Raw genomic sequence first — 25,576 nt, forward strand, 5'->3', positions numbered from 1 at the left:
AATAAAATCACTCTATTCAAAACCAAATACTTGAATGCTTTACGCCAATTTTAATTCGGGGATTTCAATCTCGTTTAATTCCATTTTACAGCAATCAAATTGACGGAAAATCTCTTTTTTAGTGCTTTCGAAAAAAGGATTTGCTGCAAATAAATCTTCATAATATCCGATTCCTGAGAGTAAATTATTTTTGAATGAATTCCATTTTTTAATTTGTCCCAAAGTGATTTCTTCAGTAACCGCTGAAATTTCATTTTTCAGATAATCCAAATATATTTGTAACTCCTTCACAAATAGATTTGGTCGATCAGTAACCGTCAATACTGATGCGTTTCCATAAATATGCTGCACCATTTTAGACAGCGAAACCTCTTGATCAAAATACGCCATATTAGGTCCTGGACAAATGATTACCCCTTGCGCCTGCCCTTTTATCTTAATGTCATTTTCAAGATACGAAGCATTGGCTAAACCCACACAAAGACAGGCTTTCTCCGTAATACTGTTTTTCTTTTTTTCGAAAATTTCAGCAGTTAAAATATCTTTTTGAAGCAGTAATTCTTCCAGTTTTAAATCTTGAAATTTTTTGGAAGATGTACAAATTCCTTTGACATCATATTCTTTGCTTAGCGCCAAAAATCGTTTTGGACATGAACTTCCCGCTTTGCTTTCCTCGATTCGCTTCAATTTGAATTTTTCATTCGTCGTTCCTCGCAGCGTATTAAAAGGAATTCCCAACGGCGAAATATGACTTAAATAAAGATCATCTTCTTTGGCTCCAGCCAATAAATCTCTGGTGTGCTCATCTACCGATGTGGCTTCAGGAACCAATAAAAAAGGCGAACCCCAACCCACGGAATCCACTTCATAATGATCCAATAGAAAATCGTGTTCTTCAGCAGTTCCTACGCCACCTTGAACCGTAATTTTTAAATCCAAAGGCTGTTCTGGAACATGCATTTCTTTCAGTCCCAATGCTTTTACCATCAACTCATGAGCGGATTGAATTAATTGCTCTTTTTTCTGTTTGAATTCTTCTAGAATCGGTCCTAATAAATAGCCCTCGGTTGCAAAAGCGTGTCCACCGCAATTCAGTCCGGATTCGATTCGATATTCAGAAACCCAAAGTCCTTTTTTAGCCAAAAAATTCCCCTGAATCATCGCCGAACGAAAGTCGCTTACTTTCAGAGTGATTTTCTTTTTCAATGCATTATTCGCATCTGGAAAGAAGGCCGAAAAACTTTCAAAATAGCTGTATAATCTTGGATTCATCCCAGCCGATAAAACTACTGAAGATTCTAATGTACTGTTCACAAACCCACGAAGCGCGGCATGTGCGTCATTAAAAATAATGGGTAATTGTTCCTCTTTGATGAAATTATCCTTATCTAATTTGGTCATAATATTGACATCAATATCGCCCGGATAAAGATTTTTCTCCAGATAATTTTTGATGTTTTCTTTGAAAGCGAAACCGTCTTCCATCAAGTTTTGCAGGCCTGCTTTAATTTCTGATTTGTTGGGTAGCATCGCGATGTAATTTTCCAAAGCTGATTTGCTTTCGGATAATTCCGTCTTAAAGTTTTCAAATTTTTCCTTAACGATTTTGTCTACCAAATTCAGATAAGAAGTAATGCGTTCTGCGCGATAATCATGTATTTTTTGGGTAATTCCCTGATACGGCAAATCAAATTTCTTGCTGTAAAAAGCATTCATTTTTTCAATAAGTTCATCATCCATAATTGAAATCACGGACGAAATTCCATACTTTGCCACTCGTATCGGACTATCAATTGTGTAAGCAAGTCCCATAACCGGAATATGAAACGTATGAAGTGTTTTGGGTGTTGTCATGTTAAATGATTTAAATAAATAAACCACAAAAATCGAGAAACAAAACCGTATAAAAACTGATAAATATCATGCTTTCACATCTATAAACTGCACTTATTTTGTACCTTTTGATAGAAAAAAAAATAACTTCAACTTTACCTTTAATCGTAAAACCAAAACGATAAACTTTTGTTAACGATTAAACTTTTCAAACCTATTCTTGTCTTATATCTATAAAACTTAAAAAAATACAAAATGAAAAAATTATTTATCGCCGCATTATTAGTTGTCGGATTGACAAGCTTTGCACAACAAAGAAGAGCAAGACCGGAAAGAGCCAAAATGGAACAAATGACTTCTGAGCAAAGAAATCAGCTGCATTTGAAAAAGATGACTTTAGAATTAGATTTGAATGCTTCTCAGCAAAAAGAAATGAGTAAAGTTATTGCTGAACAAAGTACCAAAAGAGAGGCCCGAATGGCAGAGAGAAAAGCAAACAAAGATTCGGCTAAAAAACAACTTACCGCTGATGAACGTTTTGCTAAAAAAAATCAAATGTTAGATGAGCAAATTGTAATGAAAGAAAGAATGAAAAAAATTCTTTCAGCTGACCAATACAAAAAATGGGAAGACATGAAAGGGAAAAACCACCACCGAATGAATCAAAGAATGGCGCATCATAACGGCAGAAAAGCAGCACAAATGGGTGATAAAAAATAATCCATTTACTTAAACTATTTCATCTTAGTTCATAAAAAAGCCTCGAATTTGGGGCTTTTTTTATTTAAAATGTTTTCGATATTTTGTCTACCGCTCGAATGGTAAAATCTAAATCTTCATAGGTTAAGGCATCGGTAATAAACCACGTTTCATAAGCCGAGGGCGCGATATAAATTCCTTCCTGCAACAATCCGTGGAAGAATTTCTTGAACGTTTCGTTATCGCCATTTGCAGCGGTTTTAAAATCAACAACCGGGGCTGCATCAAAATGAACCGAAATCATTGAGCCAATAGTATTGATTGTAAATGTAACATTATTTGCTTTCAATACTTTATCAATTCCTGCAGCCAAATACGCTGTTTTATCTGCTAATCTTTGAAAAATAGCACGATCACTATCTAAAGCTTGTAACATGGCTAATCCTGCGGCCATTGCCAATGGATTCCCTGACAATGTTCCTGCCTGATAAACGGGACCTAACGGGGCCAAATAATTCATAATTTCTTCGCGAGCGGCAAAAGCACCAACAGGTAATCCTCCACCAATTACTTTCCCAAAACAAACAATATCAGCATTTACATTTAGTAATTCTTGAACTCCACCTGCAGCTAACCTGAATCCTGTCATAACCTCATCAAAGATTAATAGAATATCATTATCGGTACACAATTGGCGTAAGCCTTCTAAAAAGCCTTTATTAGGCGGAATACAGCCCATATTCCCCGCAACAGGCTCTACGATGATGGCAGCGATTTCATTTTTATTTGCTTCGATTAAAGTGGCTACATTTTCTAAATCATTGTATCGTGCCAGCAAAGTATCTTTGGCCGTTCCTGCAGTAACTCCAGGACTGTTTGGTGAACCAAAAGTAATTGCTCCACTTCCGGCCTGAATTAAAAACGAATCCGAATGACCGTGATAACAACCTGCGAATTTTATTATTTTATCTTTTTTGGTAAATCCGCGAGCCAGTCTTACAGCGCTCATACATGCTTCGGTACCCGAGTTTACAAATCTGATTTTATCGATATTTGGAACCATCGCTACTGCTAAAGCTGCGATTTGCGTTTCCAATTCTGTTGGCATTCCAAACGAGGTTCCCAACTTTGCTTTCTCTATCACGGCTTGTACAACCGGTTCGTAAGCGTGTCCTAAAATCATGGGTCCCCAAGAATTGATATAGTCTATCAAACGGTTTCCATCTTCATCGTACAAATAAGCACCTTTAGCGCTCTTTACAAAAATTGGCGTTCCGCCCACTGCTTTAAATGCTCTTACCGGCGAATTCACGCCTCCTGGAATTACTTTTTCTGCCTCAGCAAAAAGCTGACTACTTCTTTGATATAACATTTATGAATTATGAATTATAGTTATTTTTTCAATTATTTTACCATTAATCTCTGTCCAATAGAAAGCGCATTATCCGAAAGATTATTCTTTTGTTTTAAATCTTCCACCTTTAACTCGAATTTTTTCGAAATGGAATATAATGTATCTCCTTTTTGAACAACATAGGAGGTCAGGCCATTACTGGCTATAGTTCTGGTTTCTAGTGACAATTCCTCCACTAGCTGTTTTTCATTCGAAACATAATTAATATCTAACACCTGACTGTCATATTGATCCAAATGATAGCGCTCAATGTATGAAATCAATTTATCTGGATACTTAGGATCTGTGGCATAACCTGCAGCTCTTAATCCTCTTGCCCAAGCTTTGTAATCATCTTTGGAAAAACCAAAAAGCTTGGCATACCTGCTTCTTCCAGTCAAAAATAACGCGTGATCTTTGAATGATTCTGAAGGGTTATCATACTTCCTAAAGCATTCCTGATCAGAATCGTCATCGTGCTTAACGCTTTCTCCTGTCCATCCCACATGACATTTTATTCCAAAATGGTTATTGGCACTTATTGCTAAATCGCCTCTTCCAGCACCTGATTCTAAAATCCCCTGAGCTAAAATAATACTTGCAGGAATCCCATAACTTTTCATGTTTCCCATGGCAACATCTTTATATTGAGAAATGTAAAATCTAACAATATCATTAGTGACTACTGTTTTTGAAGTAGAAACAATTGTTTCCGTTTCACTCTTTTTTTGTTCTGGTCTTGTGGGTTTGGAAAGGATGGGTTTTGTGCTGTTCCTGCTTATTTGATTCGTTTTTTTAACGGTCCTAACGACTTCTGATTTTGATTTTAAAGGTGCTTTTTTGGTTGTTGCAATAACCGGCTTTGTGGAATTGCATCCTATCAAAGTCAGTACTGTAAAAATTAGTAGGATTTTTTTAAACATGGATATCTATTGTTGGTAATTGTTTGTTTTTTAATTTCATATTCATTCCCTGAATTCCTTGAATTCCACCTGTATGAATTAGTAAAATTTTTGATCCGGCAGGAAAATAATTATTTTGAATCAAGTCTATAACGCCAAAAACCATCTTTCCCGTATAAATAGGATCTAAAGGAATTTGATTTTCGGTATAAAACTGATTAATAAACTGGATTAATGCTTCATTTACTTTTCCGTATCCACCAAAATGATAGTCTGTTACTAGCTCCCAATTATCATTTTGGGCAAAATTACGAATTTCCTCTTTTAAAAAATCACCTTTTAAAGCAGGAAATCCTAAAACTTTTTGGTGTGGCAAAACACTATTGATGATTCCTGAAATCGTTCCACCAGTTCCTATTGAACAACAAATATAATCAAATTCAGCATCTTCCGCACCCAGAATCTCCTGACATCCCTTGATGGCTAAATCATTTGTCCCGCCTTCTGGAATCAAATAAAAACTGCCGAATTTTTGTTTTAAATTTTCGATAAAAGACACTTCACTTTTCAATCGGTATTCTTCTCTTGAAATAAATTCCAGTTGCATACCACAATCTTGAGCAAATAATAACGTCGGATTCTTAGCAGCTTTACCTGCCAATTCATCTCCGCGGATAATCCCTATGGTTTTGAATCCTTTTTCTTTTCCGGCAAAAGCCACTGCTGCAATATGATTAGAAAAAGCACCTCCAAAAGTCAAGTAATGTTACCTGATTTTCTTCTTTCGCCTGAAGCAAATTATACTTCAACTTTCTAAACTTATTTCCAGAAACAAAAGGATGGATCAAATCTTCCCTTTTGATTTGCACTGAAATAGAGTTCGGAAATAATGTGAGTACCTTTTGATTCAAACTATTTTATTTTTTACAAAGTAAATTTATATATACTAAAAATGCAACCTCTAGAGATTGCATTTCTATTATTTGTACCAAAATCAAAAATTAATTTTTAATTATAATCTTTTTCCCAAGTTCTATTTTATCCTCTGTTGCAATTTTAACAATATAAATTCCATCACTTAAACCGGATGTGGAAAAATTATAAGTAGCATCCATGCCTAAATCTTTTTTACTAAAAATTAACTTCCCAACAATATCATACAAATTACAAGTAGCAATATCTAATTGAAAAGGATTGTTAATCGTTAAATTTTTCGCATTATTATTCTGAAAAACAACAAAATCTTCTGTCCCTAAATCTTCTGTCCCTAAAGTATTATTGTTTTTGAAAGTTAATTCAAACTGTGTATTATTAACACCTCCAGGTAGCGTTAAGTCATAAAAATCATTTTTTATATCGTGATAAAGGTCCGTATTCTTATCATGCAAATAGATATTATCAGCTTCTGTGAAATTCAAAATTTCTTGTACCGTTATTTTATAATTGGCTTGGCTCGTATTTTTAAAACCAATAGGAATTTTTGTCTCTACATTAAATGGTCTAGCATCAATAACATATTCAGATTCATTTAATGAAAAATAGGCGTCTACCCCTGCGTTATCTCCAGCTAACATAGCATCCATAGCATGATCTACACCATCTGTTGCATCAGGCACCAGCGCCAAAACCAACTGACGAATCCCTTGATCGTTTAATAATGCGTTTAATCTAATTTGCGGAGCGGGCTTTGTGTTGACCATGGTATAATCATATCCGGACAATGATTGAATTGCCGGCAAAAATTCATTGGTGTTTTTAGTTTTGTTTGAACTGCTGCTTCTTTCAAATTGAGAAAAATTTAGAACATCCTCTTTTACAAACACGCGATAGCTGTTTTTCATTTCTACTATTCCGTCAGCAGTGCCATCTAACATGAACCCTTGTCCAACAGGACAAAATCGTCTTTCAAAAACATTTCCTGAACTACCTAAATTAGTGACTTCATTCCCATTACCATCGTACGAATAAAATGTTGCCGGTGTGTAGACCCCCATGTTTCCAATGGCACCATTAGTAGCGCCTCCAAGTGGGGAATACGCGCCATATCCTCCTCTGAAATTATCAATATAATGCGAATTCGCAGTTTTATCATGTTCCCAGAAATAGGCAATACCAGTTGTATTTGAGGCGCCTAATAAGAATAATTTCAAATCTATTGCAGATGGATATGGGTTGCCCGTTAATGTATATTGAAGATTAAGAACGTTGATTGCAATCGTTCCGTCATTTGGTTTCCCTCTAAAATCATATCGTTGCTTACTCCCTGGATTATTCATAACGCCATTTACTGTTGTCGTATTAGTTCCGGAAGTTCCTTTCATGGTAAAACCTTCTCCTGCATTTATGTTAGATGCTGTACCCACTGAAATCCAACTCGAATAAGTACTAGAAGTTACTAATTTATTGATCCAATAGGGCGCTATAGCAAATGGAGTTGCGGTTCCATTATAATTATTCATTCCTAAAGGAGTTGAATTAACACTAGATGTTAAAGTCACAATATCCTTAAGCTGGGTAATTCCAAAGGGTGAATTTCCTGCGGCAGCTATATTCCCGCCAACTGGGGAACACCAATAATTGTATTGAAAATTATTAGTGGTTCCTTCTTGGAAAACAGATAAGCTACCCAATCCACTATTTACCCCTGGAGAATTTGAACCCTGCAACAACTGCGCATTTTCCCTTAGATAAAAATTGCTGGTTGCCGCATTTAACTCTAATTGTTGTTTTATAAAAACAACTTCATTACTGGCAAAAACGTAAGTGTTTGGACTTACATACATTTGTGCATTTACATTGCTCTGAATTAAAAAACCAGTCACAACTAGCAGTGTTTTTTTAAGTATTTTTGAGTTCATAAGCTGTTGATTTAAATTAATTTGTAAGCAATATTTATTTATTAATCCTATGTTTTTCCAATTATCATAAAGCATTTAAAGAACTTGCTATGAATCTATTAGACGCAAATATTTTTAGTTTTTAAGCCTTTTATATTCCCGTTTTTCAATGACACCAATTGAATAATGGCTTTTATCTGTTAAATTTACAAAAAAAACACATTAGCAAACCTCAAAATTACCGATAAAAAGTATAAATAATCGTTTAAATACATTTTTTTATATTTAAAACGTATATTTTCTTACGTAATTAAACAACAGAAGAAGAACTTGCTATTAGAAAAGTATTTTTTTGATCAAAAAAAATTATAATCTTCTAACGCAAAATTTAGTTTGCATGCAAAATGCTATTTTTTCAAAAACAAATAGCTGGAAAATTGAAAAAAAGATCGAATTTTTAAGTAATCTAGATTGGATTCATTCGAATACGCTTCCCGCTCGAAACTGATATTTCTATAAGCCAAATTTGCATTTTGGTACTGAACCAAGCGTACAAGATATTCTAATAAATACCAAATAAAAAAAGGAAGTATTAATAATTCAAACTGTTGACGAAGATGAATTTTTTCGTGATTGACTAAAATTACATTTTCTTTATCTTCAGGGAATTTTACCAATACAAAGGGAAATAGTGTCAGTCCACGAAATCCTTTTGGAATTAAATATTTAGCAACAATCAAAAACATTCGCTATAAAATTTATAAATTTGTAATGATAAAATGTTTTTATTTAATGAAATACTCTATCTTTTGAATTGACGTTGCTGAATCATAAAAACTAAATAACTCTTAACATTGAACATCCCCAAATATGATTGACCAAAGTAATGAAAATAAATTGATAGAAGGGGAAGATTTCTATTACACACCTGAGGGCTACAAATGTTTTACTGAAAAACACCATTTAAAACGGGGTTATTGCTGTAAAAGTGGGTGTCGTCATTGTCCATATGGTTTTGATAAAAAAACAGGAAGTAATAAAAAGTAATCGCATTTTAGAATCTAAATAAGAAACAGTATTAGAGCGTCAGTTTTAAAAACACAAACATAAAAATGGATATTTGTTTACAGAAATATAGAATCAAAATTCACAAATCCTACCACAGGTCGGATATTCGTTATCCATAGTTGTTTCATTTTTTTTTCAAGAAGCCAATGCTTCTTTCAAGAATCAACACAAAAAAATTAACGAAACAACATCAAAAATGACTTTCCAACAACAAATACAGCAAGGAATTCCAACGGTTTTACCAAAACCAAAACCATACGAAACAGACATCAATCACGCACCTAAGCGCAAAGAAATCCTTTCGACAGAGGAAAAAAAACTGGCCTTACGCAATGCCTTACGTTATTTTGAACCGCAACATCACTCGGAATTAATCAAAGAATTTTCGGAAGAACTGGAAACCTATGGTCGAATCTATATGTACCGTTTGCGTCCCGATTATAAAATGTATGCAAGAGCAATAACTGAATATCCTGGAAAATGCGAACAGGCCAAAGCTATTATGCTGATGATTCAAAACAATTTGGATTATGCCGTGGCACAACATCCGCATGAATTGATTACCTACGGTGGGAATGGAGCTGTTTTTCAAAACTGGGCACAGTATTTATTGACGATGCAATATTTATCTGAAATGACTGATGAGCAAACCTTAACCATGTATTCAGGGCATCCAATGGGATTATTTCCTTCCCATAAAGAAGCGCCACGAGTTGTGGTAACAAACGGAATGGTCATTCCTAATTATTCTAAACCGGATGACTGGGAAAAAATGAATGCGTTAGGCGTTTCTCAATACGGACAAATGACAGCAGGAAGCTACATGTATATTGGTCCACAAGGAATTGTACACGGAACCACTATTACGGTTTTGAATGGATTTCGTAAAATAAAACGCAGTCCAATAGGTGGTTTATTTGTCACTTCAGGATTAGGCGGAATGTCTGGCGCGCAACCAAAAGCCGGAAACATTGCCGGTTGCATCACCGTTTGTGCCGAAGTAAACCCAAAAATAACGCACATTCGCCACAGTCAGGGATGGATCAATGAAGTCATTGACGATGTGAATGAATTAGTGAAAAGAGTCACTTTAGCACAAGACAATAATGAAATTGTTTCCATCGGATATCTTGGAAATGTGGTTGATGTTTGGGAAAAATTTGATAACGAAAATATCCATATCGATTTAGGTTCTGACCAAACTTCCTTGCATAATCCATGGGCGGGCGGTTATTATCCTGCTGATATTTCCTTTGAAGAAGCGAATATAATGATGGCTGAAAAACCTGAATTGTTTAAAATAAAAGTTCAGGAAACCTTACGCAGACACACCACTGCTATCAATAAACATACCGCCAAAGGAACGTATTTCTTTGATTACGGAAATGCTTTTTTATTAGAAGCTTCCCGTGCCGGTGCTGATGTCATGGCAGAGAACCATATCGATTTCAGGTATCCGAGTTATGTCCAGGATATTATGGGACCAATGTGTTTTGATTATGGTTTTGGTCCCTTTCGTTGGGTATGTGCTTCTGGGAAATCGGAAGATTTAGCTAAAACAGATTTAATTGCCTGCCAGGTTCTTGAAGAAATGGCAAAAACTGCTCCCGAAGAAATTCAACAACAAATGCAGGATAACATTCACTGGATAAAAGGCGCCCAAGAAAATAAGCTTGTTGTAGGTTCACAAGCCCGCATTCTTTATGCTGATGCTGAAGGACGTGTAAAAATTGCCGAAGCATTTAATCAGGCTATTGCCAAAGGCGAAATAGGAACTATCGTTTTAGGACGTGATCACCATGATGTTTCCGGCACCGATTCTCCATACAGAGAAACTTCAAATATCTACGACGGCTCCCGTTTTACAGCTGATATGGCGATTCAAAACGTCATTGGAGACAGTTTTCGCGGCGCCACTTGGGTTTCCATTCACAATGGCGGAGGAGTTGGCTGGGGAGAGGTAATAAACGGTGGATTTGGTATGGTTCTTGATGGTTCAAAAGAAGCATCAAGACGTTTAGCATCCATGCTTTTCTGGGATGTCAATAACGGAATTTCTAGAAGAAGCTGGGCTAGAAATGAAGGCGCACTATTTGCCATAAAAAGAGCAATGGAGACGCAACCTTTATTGAAAGTCACAATACCTAACATAGTAGCCGATAATTTGTTGGATTTTTAAAAAATTTGAACGTATCTTTAGTAACATTTAGTAATCTAATAATCAAGCCATGAAAGCATTCAAACTCCTCCCAGTACTTTTACTTTTCTTAGCTGCCTCATGCAGTTCCGTAAAGGTATATTCCGACTATGATAATAATGTCGACTTTACTCAATACAAAACATACGCTTTTCATAAAAAAGGCATTGATAAAGTTGAAATTTCAGAATTGGATAAAAAAAGAATACTCAATGCAATAGACCGAGAATTAAGCTTAAAAGGGATGACTAAAAGTGAAAATCCAGATTTGCTAATCAATATACTTACCAAAGAAAGAGAACGAATTGACGTAAACCAATACAACGCAGGTTGGGGTTACGGTTGGGGATGGGGATGGAATCCTTATTTATGGGGAGGCCGCAGCACTTATGTTTCCTCTTCAACTGAAGGAACATTGTATATTGATTTAATTGATGCCAAGAAAAAAGAATTAGTTTGGCAAGGGGAAGGTGTTGGATATTTAACTGAAAACCGCAGTGAAAAAGAAAAAAAAATCAACGAATTTGTTGCTAAAATTTTAGAGCAATTTCCACCTAAAGCAAAATAGTTTCCCATCTGAATCAAACATAAAAGTCTACCTTTGCGTAGGCTTTTTTTATACCCAATCATGACATTACAAACAGACATTACCACGCTCGAAGATATCAAATCACTGGTGGATACTTTTTATTCCAAAGTTCAAAAAGACGAATTTATTGGCCCCGTATTCAATGAGAAAATAGGCAATCGTTGGCCGGAACATTTGGAAAAAATGTACCGTTTTTGGCAAACTATTTTACTCGAAGTACATTCCTATACCGGTAGTCCATTTCCGCCACACAAACAGTTACCGGTTGCCAAAGAACATTTTGACCGCTGGATGGAAATTTTCACAGAAACTACGGATAGTTTATTTGTAGGTCCATTAGCCGAAGAAGCGAAACTTCGCGCCAAAAATATGGCTGAAATGTTTAATTACAAAATTGACTATTTCCGTAATGTTGAAAAAAATCAAACGAACAATTCGTAGTTTTTTAAATGGTTTTTCATTCCAAAATCTGTTCCTTTTTGCAAACAGCAACACATTTCTTTATGCGTAAATTATTATTTCTTGCCGTTTTTCCAACTTTTCTATTTTCTTGTTCCAATTTAAAACAAACCGCTGAAAACAAAGCAACGCCAAGTTTAAAGCTAATCAGTTCGATTGAAATTCCATTTGACCAAACGTTTCAGAATACAAAAGTGGGTGGTTTATCCGGAATCGATTATGATGTAAAAAATGATTTGTATTACCTGATTAGTGACGATCGATCGATTTTTAACGATTCCAGATTTTATACTGCAAAGATTAATTTGGTCGAAGACAAGATAAAAAGTTTTACTTTTCAAAACCTAACTTATTTGAAAAACGAAACCGGAACAGCGTATGGAAATTGGAACACCACACCAACTACCTCAGCAGACCCAGAAGACATCCGATTCAATCCAAAAACAAACACTTTGGTTTGGAGCAGCGAAGGCGCGCGAGTGATTACTGCCGATAAAGAAGTCTTACAAAATCCTTCCCTGAACTTCATGGATTTAAAAGGTAATTTTCTAGGCAATGTTACCTTACCTGAAAATTTAAAAATGCAAAAACTGGAAAAAGGTCCGAGAAACAACGGTACTTTAGAAGGAATAACCTTTGACAAAAAATATAAAAATATCTACACCAACATTGAAGAACCTTTATTTGAAGACGGCGAACAAGCCAATACCAGCAAAGGAGGTTTAATCCGGTTCTATCAATTTGATGCCAAAACAAAAAAGAACACCGCTCAGTACGGTTATCAACTAGAACCTATTGCACGTGAACCCAATCCGAAAGGAGCTTTTGCTGTAAATGGCATTTCAGCAATTCAGTATTATGGTAAAAATCACTTATTGGTAGTGGAACGCTCCTACTCGACCGGAACGCAAGCCTGCACGGTAAAAGTATTTTTGTGTGATTTGAAAAAGGCAACTAATGTTAAAAATTATGCTTCCTTACAAAATCAAAAATTGGAATTGGCTTCAAAAAAACTGGTCCTAAACATGGATGATTTGGGGATCTTTATTGATAATATCGAAGGACTTACTTTTGGACCAAAATTGGCTAATGGTAGTCCATCGATCATTTTTGTTTCGGATAATAATTTTTCAGACAAACAAAAAACGCAGGTTTTGGTGTTTGAAGTGGTGCAGTAGTAAATCCGGAAAACATCTTTCAATACCCAACTCCCCTAGCCCCGATTGGAATGGAAAGCTTTTTGCGAAAGCCGTTTTGGTTTTTCTTGTTTATAAAAAGCGACCGGAGGAAGCTCTTTTAGGAACGTTAGAAAAACAAACGGGTTTGCAAAAACTTGCAATGAAAAGCGGGAAATAGCTCCTGAAATTCGTACTTTTGCAGTAGAACTACAACGTTTTCGATATGAACTCAACTATAGAAAGCAATCCGTTATTAGACCGATTGCCAAAGCACTTAAGACAATTCATTAAGCCTCAGGATTATAGCGATTACACGCCGATAAATCAAGCGGTTTGGCGTTATGTGATGCGCAAAAATGTAGATTACCTATCAAAAGTAGCCCATAGTTCCTACTTAGATGGCTTGAAAAAGACAGGAATTGAGATTGACAACATTCCGAGTATGTATGGCATGAACCGTATTCTGACTGAAATAGGTTGGGCTGCTGTTGCCGTGGACGGATTTATTCCACCCAATGCTTTTATGGAATTTCAGGCCTATAATGTGCTTGTAATTGCATCTGACATTCGACAACTCGAACATATCGAATATACGCCTGCGCCGGATATTATTCACGAAGGTGCTGGTCATGCTCCCATTATTGCAAATCCAGAATATGCAGAATATTTACGACGTTTTGGCGAAATAGGCTGCAAAGCGATTTCTTCGCACAAAGATTACCAAATGTATGAAGCCATCCGACTGCTTTCTATCTTAAAAGAAGCCGAAGATACTCCCCAAGCTACTATTGATGCTGCCGAAAAAGCGGTAGAAGATTTACAAAATAACATGGGCGAATTATCAGAAATGGCACAAATTAGAAACCTGCATTGGTGGACCGTGGAATATGGTTTGATAGGAACTGTTGACAATCCAAAAATTTATGGTGCCGGACTGCTTTCGTCCATTGGAGAAAGTGCATGGTGTATGACAGATAATGTGAAGAAAATACCTTACGATATTTCAGCGGCGAATCAGAGTTTTGACATCACAAAACTGCAACCACAACTTTACGTAGCTCCGGATTTTGCTTATTTAAGCTTGGTTTTAGAAGAGTTTGCGAATAAAATGGCGTTGCGTACCGGAGGATTATCAGGGATTAATAAACTGATTCATTCAAATGCCTTGGGAACGATTGAATTGAGCACCGGAATTCAGATTTCGGGGGTTTTTACAAATGTTATTGAAGAAGAAGGAAAACCCGTTTATATCCAAACAACCGGAAAAACGGCATTGTCATACCGTGAAAAAGAATTAGTTGGTCATGGAACAATCAAACATGCCGAAGGTTTTGGAAGTCCTATTGGAAAATTAAAAGGTATAAATCTAGCGATTGAAGACATGAGTCCAAGAGATTTAAGCGCTTATTCCATTACCGAAAGTAAAAGTGTAACACTTGAATTTGAAGGAGATATCACCGTAAAAGGGGAAATTATCACAGGTTCCAGAAACCTGCACGGAGAGATTATTTTAATCAGTTTAAAGAATTGTACCGTGACACATGGAGAAACTATTTTGTTCCAACCAGAATGGGGGATTTACGATATGGCTGTTGGTAAAAAAGCAATTTCGGCTTTTTCAGGTCCTGCTGATGTAAATAGTTTTGATTTGATTTCACATCTTCCGTCCAGCAAAACCATTAAAGCGAAACATTCTGCGGAACGTGATGATTTAGAGGTTTTATACCAAACTGTTCGAAACATAAGAGAAACGCAGGACACCGAAACTTCTTTGGCTCCAATTTTTGATAAATTACGAACCAATCATCCAAACGATTGGTTGTTAGCTATTGAAATTACCGAGCTATTGAACGACCGAAACGAACCTCAATTGCTACAGGAAATAATGGTTTATTTGGATCAATTGAAAGTAAAAAGACCCGAAGTAGCACATTTGATTGCTGGCGGTTTGGATTTGATTTTTGACAAAGAGAAAGCTTAAAAAAAGGAACCTCAAATTCACAAATTATTAGAGTTGTCTAAAATTTGTGAATTTGCGGTTCCTTTTTTAATTATAATTTTATTTTTTGCCCAAAATCTTTCTCGCTTTCGATAATTTTACCTTCGTATTTTAAAGTCCAACCCAACTGACTCGTTGTAATTAATAGTTTAGACAACTCGCTGATCAATCGGTTTTGAGCATTGGTTTTCAAAGTTGATTTTTCAATTTTCTTGGCCAGATTCGCTTTTACCGATTTATTGATTTTATTGTAATCATCACCCGTAAAAGGATTCAGTTTGCTTTGTTCAACATCATAAAATTGTATGTCAGGACTGATTTTGACTTCTTCTTTTGGAATACTAACAATCGTAATGGTTTTATTTTCCTCATCGATATCGTATTTTATTTTGTGCAAATCGTACGCGACAGTTACATCGGCATTAACAACAACCAAAGCTTTTTTCTCGAAAGAAAGCATGTCCATCATGTATTTTTGTTGATTTTTATAGGTTATCACTTCCGAAAAATGACCTTCGGTAACAACCAATTTACCAACATTTAGGATTTGTTGTTGAATAAGATTTGTATTGTAAGTGATATCTTCATCGTCGTTTTTCTTAAAATCACAGTATTTGAACAATAAAAATATTCCACCGATAACTGCTATTGCAGTAAGTATTCTTTTAAGCATAATTAAAATTTCATGAATGAATATTGACTTTCCAATTTAGTGATTTTTTCTCTGACTTTGGTCTCGAACTTTAAATGACTTTCAGAATCCGGATTAAAAGGTTTATGTAAAAGACTTTTTTGTATACTTTCTACTTCTTCCATCACTGCAAAAGCACTCTCAGAAATCGTAGTTTCTTTGAAACGTTTCCAAATATAATCGATTGCCACTTGATTGGGATGCAACATGTCTTCAGCATAAAAACGGTAATCCCGAAGTTCATCCATCATGATTTCGTAAGAAGGAAAGTAATTTATAGTCGAAAGTCGAAAGTCAAAAGTCCCATGAAGCGCACTAATTATATTGGCTTTGCTCCATTGGTTTTCTACAAAACCATCTTTGATGTGTCGTACCGGTGAAACCGTGAAAATAATAGTACAATCAGGATTTAAAGCATGAATTAATTTCAGTGTATTTGCAATACTTTCTTCAATTTCACCAACAGAAAGTAATTCTTTCTTAAACTGCTTTTGTGGTACTTTATGACAATTCGCCACAATAGAATCGCTATCTATATTTCGATAAACCCGTGAAGTTCCATATGTTATGATGACATGAGTTGATTCGGTTATTTGTTGGTTAGTTGATTTGATTAGGTCATTTAAAGATGCCAACAATTCTTCTTTATTTGAATTACTTAAATCCGAATGTACATCAAAACAATGCCAATGTTCATTGTGAAAAAAAATGTCATTTTCTGTAAATTGCTTTTCGGAAACAGCAAAATCTATTAGTTTTTCAATCGCTAAAGGATGAAATAAAATACCAACTGGATTACAATGATTTTGAAATTTAAAATAGTCCAGTTTCTCTGCCATATTAACCGCAAAACAAGAACCTAAAGAGACAATCTTTGAATTGTAGTCTATTGGATAATTACTTTTAAGAATGGGAATTGGGGTTCTGAATTGCATTGCTAATTTATTTACTACAAATTTGAATAATTTTAGCGAAATAAATAAGGTTTAGTTCTTTTTTCATTGGTATAAAAAAACCCTTTCAGAGTTTTGAACTTTGAAAAGGTTGTTATAAACATAAATATTTTTATTAATAGAAGTATTCTGTTTTCAAATAACCACCATTTCCATTAGTAGCAACAGTATTTTCGGAAACCCGTTCTATTGGGTAATTATCTAAATCGTATTTAAAAGAATTAGTATAAAAATTAGCTGATGATGTGATTTGGTCGTCTTTAGAAAAACTTGTAATTACAGTACTCATCAAACTATTATTTGAAGAGATTTGTTCATTATAATCCAACAGTTTTTTGTAACCCGAAATATTATATAATGGATTATGTTTGGTATCATAATCAAAACTTATGCTATAATTTGAAGTAACTCCTACTGCCGTGTTGTCTAAAATTCTTTCGTCTTTCAAGAAATTTTCATTTTCAAAAGACAATTTTCCGTGAAATTCCTTTACTTGCTGATTTGCTGAACCAATCGTAAATTTTTCATAAGAAACAGTTTCATCTGAGTTGTGAATGTATTTTATTCTGTAATTACCCAAAGATTCAACTCCAACCAATTTTCCTTCAAGATAACTATATTCAATAGTCTCCAGAAGCTGATTTACTTTATTTAGCGTTACCGTTTTGTTAATCAAGCCATCACTATACGTAAAATCGGTACGTTTCTTAGCACCTTCAATACTCACTATTTCATTTCCATTATAAGTAAACAAAGTTATTTCAGAAGTTCCATTTACTGATGTCTCAACTATTTTTTTTATAAATTTTATGCTATCATCATTATCCGATGAACAAGAATAAAGAGCCATTAAACAAATCGATACTATCCAAAATATTTTGTTTTTTTTCATTAAAAGTCAATTATATTATAGTCTATTTTAGAATTTTTTATAAATTAATTAAAGTGCAAAGTTACAAAAACATTCCCTAACATTTCTAATTTGAATCTTTCAATCTACCTTACAAACTCAATTGCTTTATCCAAAGCTTGTTGAATTCCAGCTACATTCTTCCCGCCTGCTGTTGCAAAAAACGGTTGACCGCCGCCGCCGCCTTGGATATATTTACCCAATTCACGAACTACTTGACCGGCATTCAGGTTTTTCTCCGCAACTAATTCTTTAGAAACATAACAGGTTAACATTGGTTTTTCTTCGTCGGCTGTAGCCAAAACTAAAAATAAGTTGTTCCCTAAATTCCCTAATTCATAAGCCAAATCCTTAGCTCCTTCCGGATTCAAATCGACTTGTTTCGCCAAAAATTGAACACCGTTTATTTCCTGAATTTCGGCAATCAAACCCGCTTTCAAATTTTTTACTTTATCTTTTACCAAAGCTTCAATTTGCTTCACCAATTTGGCGTTTTCTTCTTGCATCGAATGAACGGCTTTCAAAATATCCTGTGGATTTTTCAACGCTGATTTTACTTCATTCAATGTGTTTTCATACGAAGCAAAATGTGCTTTTACCGCATCACTTGTAATGGCCTCGATACGACGAATTCCTGCAGCAACCGCTCCTTCTGAAACGATTTTGAAATGCCAGATTTCAGCTGTGTTTTTTACGTGGATTCCACCGCATAATTCCATGCTTTCACCAAATTTAATCGCACGCACCTCATCGCCATATTTCTCTCCAAAAAGTGCCATTGCACCTTCTTCGACTGCTTGCGCAAAAGGAATGTTTCGTCTTTCGATAAGTGGCAGTTGTTCCTGGATTCTTGCATTTACAAAATCTTCTACTTGCTGCAATTCGGTTTCCGTCATTTTAGCAAAATGCGAAAAGTCAAAACGCAAATAGTTTGGATTTACTAAAGATCCTTTTTGTTCAACGTGTGTTCCTAAAACACTTCTCAAGGCTTGGTGCATCAAGTGCGTAGCCGAGTGATTTCTGGAAGATAAACTTCTCAAATCCTGATTTACTTTAGCAACAAAACTAGCATTTACATTTTCCGGTAATTGTTTTGCAAAATGCAAAATCAGGTTATTTTCTTTTTTCGTATCGATGATTTCGATGGTTTCATTTGCAGAAACCAACATTCCTTTATCTCCCACTTGTCCTCCACCTTCTGGATAAAATGGTGTGTTATCTAAAACGATTTGGTACAAAATACCGTCCTTTTTACTGTCAACCTTGCGGATACGAGTGATTTTTACGTCACTTTCTGATTGATCGTAGCCTACAAATGTTTCTACATTTCCAGGAATTAATACCGACCAATCTTCGGTAGAAACTTCTGATGCAGCACGGGAACGATTTTTTTGTTCTTGCATCGCAGCGTTAAAACCAGCTTCGTCCAGTTCGAATCCTTTTTCTCTAAAGATTAATGCCGTTAAGTCAATTGGGAATCCGAAAGTATCGTATAGTTCAAATGCTTTTGTTCCTGAAACAGTTGACCCTTTAGTTTCAGCAACTACGTTTTCCAATAATTGCAATCCTTGGTCTAATGTTCTCAAGAAAGAAGCTTCTTCTTCACGAATCACATTTGTAACCAATTGTTGTTGCAATTTGATTTCTGGGAAAAACTCCCCCATTTGATTGGCTAAAACGGCAACCAATTGATTGATGAAAGGTTCTTTGGTGTTCAAGAATGTAAATCCGTAACGAATTGCACGACGTAAAATTCTACGAATCACATAACCAGCGCCTGTGTTTGATGGTAACTGTCCATCAGCAATAGCAAAAGCCACCGCACGAACGTGATCCACCACTACACGAATAGCTATATTGGTTTTGTTTTGCTCTTGAGATTCTTCACTATCGTTCAGAATGACATCATTGGTCGTATATTTTAATCCTGTAATTTGCTCTACTTTTTCGATAAGTGGCGTAAAAACATCGGTGTCATAATTCGAAGTTTTTCCTTGTAAAGCCATGCACAAACGCTCAAATCCCATTCCGGTATCAACGTGTTTTGCAGGCAATTTTTCTAGAGAACCATCTGCTTTACGGTTGAATTCCATAAATACATTGTTCCAGATTTCCACTACTTGCGGATGATCATTGTTTACCAAACTCTTTCCTGAAACTAAAGCTTTTTCTGCTGCAGAACGAATGTCAACGTGAATTTCTGAACACGGTCCGCAAGGTCCTTGATCGCCCATTTCCCAGAAGTTGTCTTTCTTGTTTCCAAGAATGATGCGGTCTTCGTCAATTAATTCTTTCCAAATATCCCAAGCTTCCTGATCAAATGGTACGTTTTCATCCGGATTTCCTTCGAAAACGGAAACGTATAAATTTTCTTTAGGGATTTTATAAACTTCGGTTAAAAGTTCCCATGCCCAGTTGATGGCTTCTTTTTTGAAATAATCACCAAAAGACCAGTTCCCTAACATTTCAAACATCGTGTGATGATAGGTGTCAAAACCTACATCTTCCAAATCATTATGTTTTCCTGAAACACGAAGACATTTTTGCGTATCGGCAATTCTGGTGCTTTTAGGAGTTCCGTTCCCCAAAAAATATTCTTTGAACTGCGCCATTCCTGAGTTGTTGAACATCAAGGTAGGATCGTCCCTAAGAACTATAGGTGCTGATGGAACGATTAAATGTCCTTTTGATGCGAAAAAATCTAGAAATTGTTTACGTACGTCTTGTGATTTCATTATTAATTTTAGTTTAAAGTTTAAGGTTTAAAGTTAATTATCCCTGAAACTACATCTTTTACTATTCATTTTTTGCCCCAGATTATCTCACACGCTCTTATTTTCAGCGGAGTTCACTGAACACTTGGTGTTAGCAGTGAAAAGCTTCGAGATTTATACCTCTATTTTTTCTTGAGGCGGCAGAGCGATTAGAGGAAGCTCCTGCTGGCTCAGTAGAAAAAAAGAGGTATAAACGAGAACTTGCAACGAATAGCTGGAATAGGCACATTATTTTATTTATTCCTGAAAAAAGGGTGTAACAAATGAAACATTTGTTAAATTTGTTCGTCTAACCTTTTACAGTGTGCAAAAATAGGGTATTTTAAAATATGTCGAAAGTAAAATATTATTACGATTCCGAAAATCTAGCCTATAGAAAAATAAAAACACGAAAAAGAAGAAAATTTGGTGTTATTATGCTGTTTTTATTGGCATCGGCGTTGTTTGGTTTTTTAAGTTTTATCGTTTTATTGAATACTCCTTATTTTGAAACACCAAAAGATCGTTTGCAAGCGCGTGAAATTGAAAATTTGAGATTGAATTATGCGCTACTGAACAAAAAAATGGATCAGATAAACGGCGTTGTTGAAGCTATTGAAAATCGAGATAATAATTTGTATCGGGTGTATTTTAACAAATCGGCAATTCCAGATTCTATTCGGAAAGCAGGATTACCGGGAAAAAACAGATACCAATTATTAGAAGGATATGACAATTCACAGTTGGTTATCAATACCACAAAAAGGATTGATGTCCTTAGCAAGGAATTAGCGGTTCAGTCCAAATCATTGGATGTGATTTTGAAATTGGCAGAAGCCAAAAGTGATTTTTTGTCAGCTATTCCTGCCATTCAGCCAGTACGAAATGAAAATTTAAAACAAATGGCATCCGGTTTCGGCTATCGAACGGATCCTTTTACAAAAGCGAGGAAAATGCATGAAGGCATGGATTTTACGGCAAAAACAGGTACGCCCATTTATGCCACGGGTGACGGAGTGATAGCAAAAGCTGACAATACCGCTTCCGGATATGGAAATCATATTGTTATTCGGCATGGATTTGGATACGAAACTTTATACGCACATTTGAGCAAATATAAAGCCCGAGCTGGACAACGCGTAAAACGAGGTGACGTTATAGGTTATGTGGGAAGCACGGGAAGATCTGAAGCTCCACATTTACATTATGAAGTTTTAAAAGATAATAAAGTGGTGAATCCGCTTAATTTTTATTACGGAAATATTTCGGCAGTGGAATATGTTGTAATCGCGCAATTGGCAAACCAGGAGAATCAATCATTAGATTAAAAAATAGTATTCAAGGTTGGGTTCAGATAAAGAATAAAAAAATAGTATTAAGTGACAATTCAACTGGACAAAAAATAAAAAACAGATATGCATATTGAGCTTTCTAAAGATAAAAGATATTACAGCATTGGCGAAGTAGCCAAGGCATTTGACGTGAATGCATCGCTGATTCGTTTTTGGGACAATGAATTTGATATTCTAAAACCAAAAAAGAATGCGAAAGGCAATCGGATGTTTACTCCAGAGGATATCACTAATTTGCAATTGATTTATCATCTAGTGAAAGAAAGAGGTTTTACGCTGGAAGGTGCCAAAACCCATCTAAAAGAAGGACAAAAGAAAACGTTAGATAAGTTTGAAATTATTCGAAAATTAGAAACGATACGCACACAATTAACAAATATTAAAAACGAATTGTAGTCAGCACGGCTACTTACCAAGTAATTTTTTTAAACAACTAAATATTAAACATTAAATTAAATAAACATGAGAAGATTTTTGCCTTGGATTATCGGAGCAGTTGTAATTTTTGTAATTTACAGCTGGGTTAAAGGAATTAACAATACTGCGGTAACGTTAAACCAAAATGTAGAACAATCTTGGGGTGATGTGCAGACCGCGTATCAAAGAAGAAATGACCTCATTGGAAACTTAGTAAATACCGTAAAAGGTGCCGCCGATTTTGAAAAAAGTACGTTGACAGCGGTTATTGAAGCTCGTTCTAAAGCTACTGCTGTGAAAATTGATCCTGCAAATATTACTCCGGAACAATTAGCTGAATTCAACAAAGCACAAAGTGGCGTAAGCAGTTCATTATCTCGTTTATTAGTAACCGTTGAAGCGTATCCTGAATTAAAAGCAAACCAAAACTTCTTGAAATTACAAGACGAATTGGCGAGTACCGAAAATCAAATTCTAACGGCGAGAACACGTTTTAACGAAGCGGTAAAACCTTATAATTCTCATATCAAAACGTTTCCAAACAGCTTATTTGCTGGATTATTTGGATTTAAAGAGAAAGCATATTTTACTGCGGTTGAAGGTGCAGATAAGCCAGTTGAAGTTAAATTCTAAAGTTGGATTATTAGACTTCTTAGATTTTTAGAAGTCAATACAAATCAAATTTAAATTAAAGAAACAACCTTTAAAGATTAACGGTTTTTTATTGCAGATTTAATAATTCTGAAATCAAAAATCGTTAATCTTAACTCAAAAATATTTCAATGTCAAAAGTAGAAGATTTTTTAACCAAAGAAGATGAACAAGAAATTGTTGAAGCTATTCGCATGGCTGAAAAAAATACTTCTGGCGAGATTAGAGTTCATTTAGAAAAAACAACTTCCATGGATGCGTATGATCGTGCCATGGAAGTTTTTCATGAACTAAAAATGGATGAAACTGAGCTTCAAAATGGTGTTTTAATATACTTAGCTGTAGAAGACAGACATTTTGTAATTTGTGGTGACAAAGGCATTAATGACGTTGTTCAAAATGATTTCTGGAATTGCACCCGCGATATTATGGTAGCAGAGTTCAAAAAAGGAGATTTCAAGCAAGGTCTTATCGATGGAATTACAAGAGCCGGAGAACAATTACAGAAATATTTTCCTTGGCAAGAAGGTAATACAAATGAATTATCAAACGAAATATCTAAAGGATAATGCTATTACAAAAAAAGAATACTACAATTTTCCTAAAGCTGTTTGTTTGTTTTTTATTCACGCAAATTAGCCTTGCGCAATTTATCATTCCTGAAAAACCAACTTTACAAACTTCTGTTTATGATTATGCGAATGTTTTAAGCGCAACAGAAAAAGCACAATTAGAAGAAAAATTGATTAAATATTCTGATTCTACTACTACTCAAATTGTGATTGTTACCATAGAATCCCTTAAAGGGGAAGATATTGGTATTCTTACACCAAAATGGGGGCAAACTTGGGGAATTGGAGGAACTGCAAAAGACGATAATGGAGTTCTAATTTTATTAGCTAAAGCTGAAAGAAAAATATGGATTTCAGCAGGATATGGTCTTGAAGATCGATTGACTGCTGGTATTGGTGGAGAAATTACCCGAAACATTATTATTCCCGAATTTAAAGCGGGAAGCTATTACAAAGGACTTGACAAGGGAACAGATGCACTTATTGATGTTTTCAAAGGAAAATACAAAGGCGAACGAGTTAAAGCAACCAAAGATAAAGGATTGCCGATTTTACCAATCATTATTATTGTCATCATTATACTGGTGCTGATATCGAGAAACAAAGGTGGAGGCAATTCCGGTAACAGAGGTGTTGGAATGGGACCTAGTTTATTAGACGTCATTATTCTGAGTAGCTTAGGTAGAAACAGTGGCGGAGGCGGTTTCGGCGGAGGTTCATCTGGTGGTGGATTTGGCGGAGGAGGTTTCGGCGGTGGATTTGGTGGCGGAGGTTTCTCTGGCGGTGGATCTGGAGGAGATTGGTAAAACATATAAAATAATTAAAAGCTGCAATCGCAGCTTTTTTTGTTTCTAAATAGCACTAAATATTAGTTTTCTTGCCTAAAAGCAACTTCTTTATAAAAAAAATTAAATGTCTTTTTAATTAAATTAGTAGTAACAATTTTATCTTTGAATAAGAAACTAAATTTTTAAATAATGAAAAAATTAAAATTATCGCATGGTATCGTGATCCTAATTTTATGCACTGGATTGCAAGGATACGCACAATTTAGTGGTTGGAAAGAAAAAGCATTACAAGCAGGCGCTGCTTTGGAGGCCAAAAAAATGGGACTTGATCAAGTGCTGAAAAAACCAGAATCGATTACCACTTCATTTGAAGATGTGGACCAAACAGGATCAAAATTACCTGATTTACTAGTAGTCAAAAACGCGCAACCATTGTATTTGTTACCAAAAGCTACTGAAGGTGGTTATGTATTGTGCGATGGTTTTTATGAAATGAGTGCGAAAAGTTATTGTTTAAAAGCAGGCACCTTTGCACCATCTCAAGGCGATGGATACATGTACGCACCTACTCTAGGTCCTAAGCAAGAAATTGTAACTGCTATTTTAAAAAATGGCGAAAAACATCCTGAAATAAAGCAGCACAACATACAAGAATTATTGTGGGCTATTATAGCTAGAGCCCGTTTTGCCGATTTCAGTGGGCAATTGAAACTTACTGCTGTAGCACTATTGAGTACAGCCGAATTAACGCACCTTGAAGGTGGCATGCTAGGTGTATTGCCTGCGAGCATTATGAATCAAGCAAAATCAAAACTTCCTGAAGCGGTACAAAATGTTTTTGAAGCCGAAAATAACATTCGACAAATGGTAGCTAATGGAAATTATACCTACGCCGAAATGGAAAAATATGCCATCATTGCCGGTATGGCACCTGTACGCACGGATATTCCAAGTGGGATTTGGACTTTACACCCAGATGGATACTACATTCGGTATTTCCCCTCTGGTTATGCAATAACCAAAGTACAACTTTATGTTCCCAAAACACTATTGGTTACTGGTAAACGAATTGTTTATAATGCAACTAATGACATTGCATGTCCAGCAAATATAGGTTCGCAACGACTAGCACAAACAAATGAACCCTTAAATCCAGATTACACTATTAAATTAAAAAGCACTTGTAAATAAACTTGTGATTTAAGCCAATACAGTAAAAGGATGAAGACTGCTGTACGCCTCTTTATCCTTTTTCAAATTAGCGGTAAGCAATCACAATAATGAAACACACATCATAATGAAACACACATCCTGAAGATCTAAAAACTTCATAAA

At 35.4% G+C, this 25,576-nt stretch carries 22 protein-coding genes and 1 pseudogene; 13 read left to right on the top strand and 10 right to left on the bottom strand.

Features of this window, described 5'->3' with window-relative positions:
* Nucleotides 1-39 precede the first annotated feature (39 nt).
* Nucleotides 40-1,854 (bottom strand): hypothetical protein, encoded by a 1,815-nt coding sequence (locus AC0J6S_RS01135; RefSeq protein WP_474955060.1) that lies wholly within the window; start codon nt 1,852-1,854, stop codon nt 40-42.
* 234 nt (nt 1,855-2,088) lie between these two features.
* Between AC0J6S_RS01135 and AC0J6S_RS01140 the strand changes: the two genes are divergently transcribed.
* Nucleotides 2,089-2,553, top strand: a complete 465-nt coding sequence (locus AC0J6S_RS01140) for a hypothetical protein (protein WP_474955061.1) — start codon at nt 2,089-2,091, stop codon at nt 2,551-2,553.
* Between the two features lie 64 nt (nt 2,554-2,617).
* On the opposite strand, the gene hemL is transcribed toward AC0J6S_RS01140, so the two are convergent.
* The 5 genes and pseudogenes from hemL to AC0J6S_RS01165 all read right to left on the bottom strand — a co-directional run bounded on the left by hemL (nt 2,618) and on the right by AC0J6S_RS01165 (nt 8,410).
* Entirely contained in the window at nt 2,618-3,904 is a 1,287-nt protein-coding gene (hemL, locus tag AC0J6S_RS01145; RefSeq protein ID WP_474955062.1) for a glutamate-1-semialdehyde 2,1-aminomutase, read from the bottom strand.
* Between the two features lie 32 nt (nt 3,905-3,936).
* The gene (locus AC0J6S_RS01150; RefSeq protein ID WP_474955063.1) at nt 3,937-4,848 is read right to left on the bottom strand and encodes a glucosaminidase domain-containing protein; all 912 of its coding nucleotides are present in this window, start codon (nt 4,846-4,848) and stop codon (nt 3,937-3,939) included.
* Nucleotides 4,841-5,738: pseudogene (locus tag AC0J6S_RS01155) on the bottom strand (1-aminocyclopropane-1-carboxylate deaminase/D-cysteine desulfhydrase). The gene AC0J6S_RS01150 and the pseudogene AC0J6S_RS01155 overlap by 8 nt, the downstream one beginning before the upstream one ends.
* Before the next feature lie 90 nt (nt 5,739-5,828).
* A complete protein-coding gene (locus AC0J6S_RS01160; protein ID WP_474955064.1) occupies nt 5,829-7,685 on the bottom strand; it encodes a T9SS type A sorting domain-containing protein in 1,857 nt (618 codons plus the stop codon).
* A gap of 386 nt (nt 7,686-8,071) precedes the next feature.
* On the bottom strand, nt 8,072-8,410 hold the full coding sequence (locus AC0J6S_RS01165) for a hypothetical protein (protein WP_474955065.1): 339 nt from the start codon (nt 8,408-8,410) through the stop codon (nt 8,072-8,074).
* 124 nt (nt 8,411-8,534) lie between these two features.
* On the opposite strand from AC0J6S_RS01165, the gene AC0J6S_RS01170 reads away from it, so the two are divergent.
* The 6 genes from AC0J6S_RS01170 to AC0J6S_RS01195 all read left to right on the top strand — a co-directional run bounded on the left by AC0J6S_RS01170 (nt 8,535) and on the right by AC0J6S_RS01195 (nt 15,136).
* On the top strand, nt 8,535-8,711 hold the full coding sequence (locus tag AC0J6S_RS01170; RefSeq protein ID WP_167400549.1) for a DUF5522 domain-containing protein: 177 nt from the start codon (nt 8,535-8,537) through the stop codon (nt 8,709-8,711).
* A gap of 217 nt (nt 8,712-8,928) precedes the next feature.
* A complete protein-coding gene (locus AC0J6S_RS01175; RefSeq protein ID WP_474955066.1) occupies nt 8,929-10,911 on the top strand; it encodes a urocanate hydratase in 1,983 nt (660 codons plus the stop codon).
* Between the two features lie 49 nt (nt 10,912-10,960).
* Nucleotides 10,961-11,497 (top strand): DUF4136 domain-containing protein, encoded by a 537-nt coding sequence (locus tag AC0J6S_RS01180; protein ID WP_474955067.1) that lies wholly within the window; start codon nt 10,961-10,963, stop codon nt 11,495-11,497.
* 60 nt (nt 11,498-11,557) lie between these two features.
* Complete coding sequence (locus tag AC0J6S_RS01185; protein ID WP_474955068.1) at nt 11,558-11,959, top strand: group III truncated hemoglobin; 402 nt, start codon at nt 11,558-11,560, stop codon at nt 11,957-11,959.
* A gap of 62 nt (nt 11,960-12,021) precedes the next feature.
* The gene (locus AC0J6S_RS01190) at nt 12,022-13,155 is read left to right on the top strand and encodes an esterase-like activity of phytase family protein (protein ID WP_474955069.1); all 1,134 of its coding nucleotides are present in this window, start codon (nt 12,022-12,024) and stop codon (nt 13,153-13,155) included.
* Nucleotides 13,156-13,378: 223 nt separating this feature from the next.
* Nucleotides 13,379-15,136 carry an aromatic amino acid hydroxylase gene (locus tag AC0J6S_RS01195; protein ID WP_474955070.1) on the top strand — a complete coding sequence of 586 codons (1,758 nt, stop codon included), beginning with the start codon at nt 13,379-13,381 and terminating at the stop codon, nt 15,134-15,136.
* Between the two features lie 70 nt (nt 15,137-15,206).
* Here the strand turns inward: AC0J6S_RS01195 and AC0J6S_RS01200 are convergent, their stop codons facing one another.
* The 4 genes from AC0J6S_RS01200 to alaS all read right to left on the bottom strand — a co-directional run bounded on the left by AC0J6S_RS01200 (nt 15,207) and on the right by alaS (nt 20,443).
* On the bottom strand, nt 15,207-15,827 hold the full coding sequence (locus tag AC0J6S_RS01200) for a DUF4230 domain-containing protein (RefSeq protein ID WP_474955071.1): 621 nt from the start codon (nt 15,825-15,827) through the stop codon (nt 15,207-15,209).
* Between the two features lie 2 nt (nt 15,828-15,829).
* On the bottom strand, nt 15,830-16,780 hold the full coding sequence (locus AC0J6S_RS01205; protein ID WP_474955072.1) for a GSCFA domain-containing protein: 951 nt from the start codon (nt 16,778-16,780) through the stop codon (nt 15,830-15,832).
* Nucleotides 16,781-16,913: 133 nt separating this feature from the next.
* A complete protein-coding gene (locus AC0J6S_RS01210; protein WP_474955073.1) occupies nt 16,914-17,690 on the bottom strand; it encodes a hypothetical protein in 777 nt (258 codons plus the stop codon).
* A 104-nt stretch (nt 17,691-17,794) separates the two neighbouring features.
* The gene (gene alaS, locus AC0J6S_RS01215) at nt 17,795-20,443 is read right to left on the bottom strand and encodes an alanine--tRNA ligase (RefSeq protein ID WP_474955074.1); all 2,649 of its coding nucleotides are present in this window, start codon (nt 20,441-20,443) and stop codon (nt 17,795-17,797) included.
* A 368-nt stretch (nt 20,444-20,811) separates the two neighbouring features.
* On the opposite strand from alaS, the gene AC0J6S_RS01220 reads away from it, so the two are divergent.
* The 6 genes from AC0J6S_RS01220 (at nt 20,812) to AC0J6S_RS01245 (ending at nt 25,432) form a co-directional block, all read left to right on the top strand.
* Nucleotides 20,812-21,789, top strand: coding sequence for a M23 family metallopeptidase (locus tag AC0J6S_RS01220; RefSeq protein ID WP_474955075.1), 978 nt, complete (start codon nt 20,812-20,814; stop codon nt 21,787-21,789).
* Between the two features lie 87 nt (nt 21,790-21,876).
* Entirely contained in the window at nt 21,877-22,209 is a 333-nt protein-coding gene (locus AC0J6S_RS01225; protein WP_091165014.1) for a MerR family transcriptional regulator, read from the top strand.
* A 66-nt stretch (nt 22,210-22,275) separates the two neighbouring features.
* Nucleotides 22,276-22,863, top strand: a complete 588-nt coding sequence (locus AC0J6S_RS01230) for a LemA family protein (RefSeq protein ID WP_474955076.1) — start codon at nt 22,276-22,278, stop codon at nt 22,861-22,863.
* Between the two features lie 149 nt (nt 22,864-23,012).
* Nucleotides 23,013-23,450, top strand: a complete 438-nt coding sequence (locus AC0J6S_RS01235) for a TPM domain-containing protein (RefSeq protein WP_474955077.1) — start codon at nt 23,013-23,015, stop codon at nt 23,448-23,450.
* Nucleotides 23,450-24,259, top strand: coding sequence for a TPM domain-containing protein (locus tag AC0J6S_RS01240; RefSeq protein WP_474955078.1), 810 nt, complete (start codon nt 23,450-23,452; stop codon nt 24,257-24,259). The genes AC0J6S_RS01235 and AC0J6S_RS01240 overlap by 1 nt, the downstream gene beginning before the upstream one ends.
* 171 nt (nt 24,260-24,430) lie before the next feature.
* Nucleotides 24,431-25,432 (top strand): hypothetical protein, encoded by a 1,002-nt coding sequence (locus tag AC0J6S_RS01245; protein WP_474955079.1) that lies wholly within the window; start codon nt 24,431-24,433, stop codon nt 25,430-25,432.
* Nucleotides 25,433-25,576 lie beyond the last annotated feature (144 nt).

This window comes from Flavobacterium sp. TS_SC_5 (assembly GCF_056156265.1).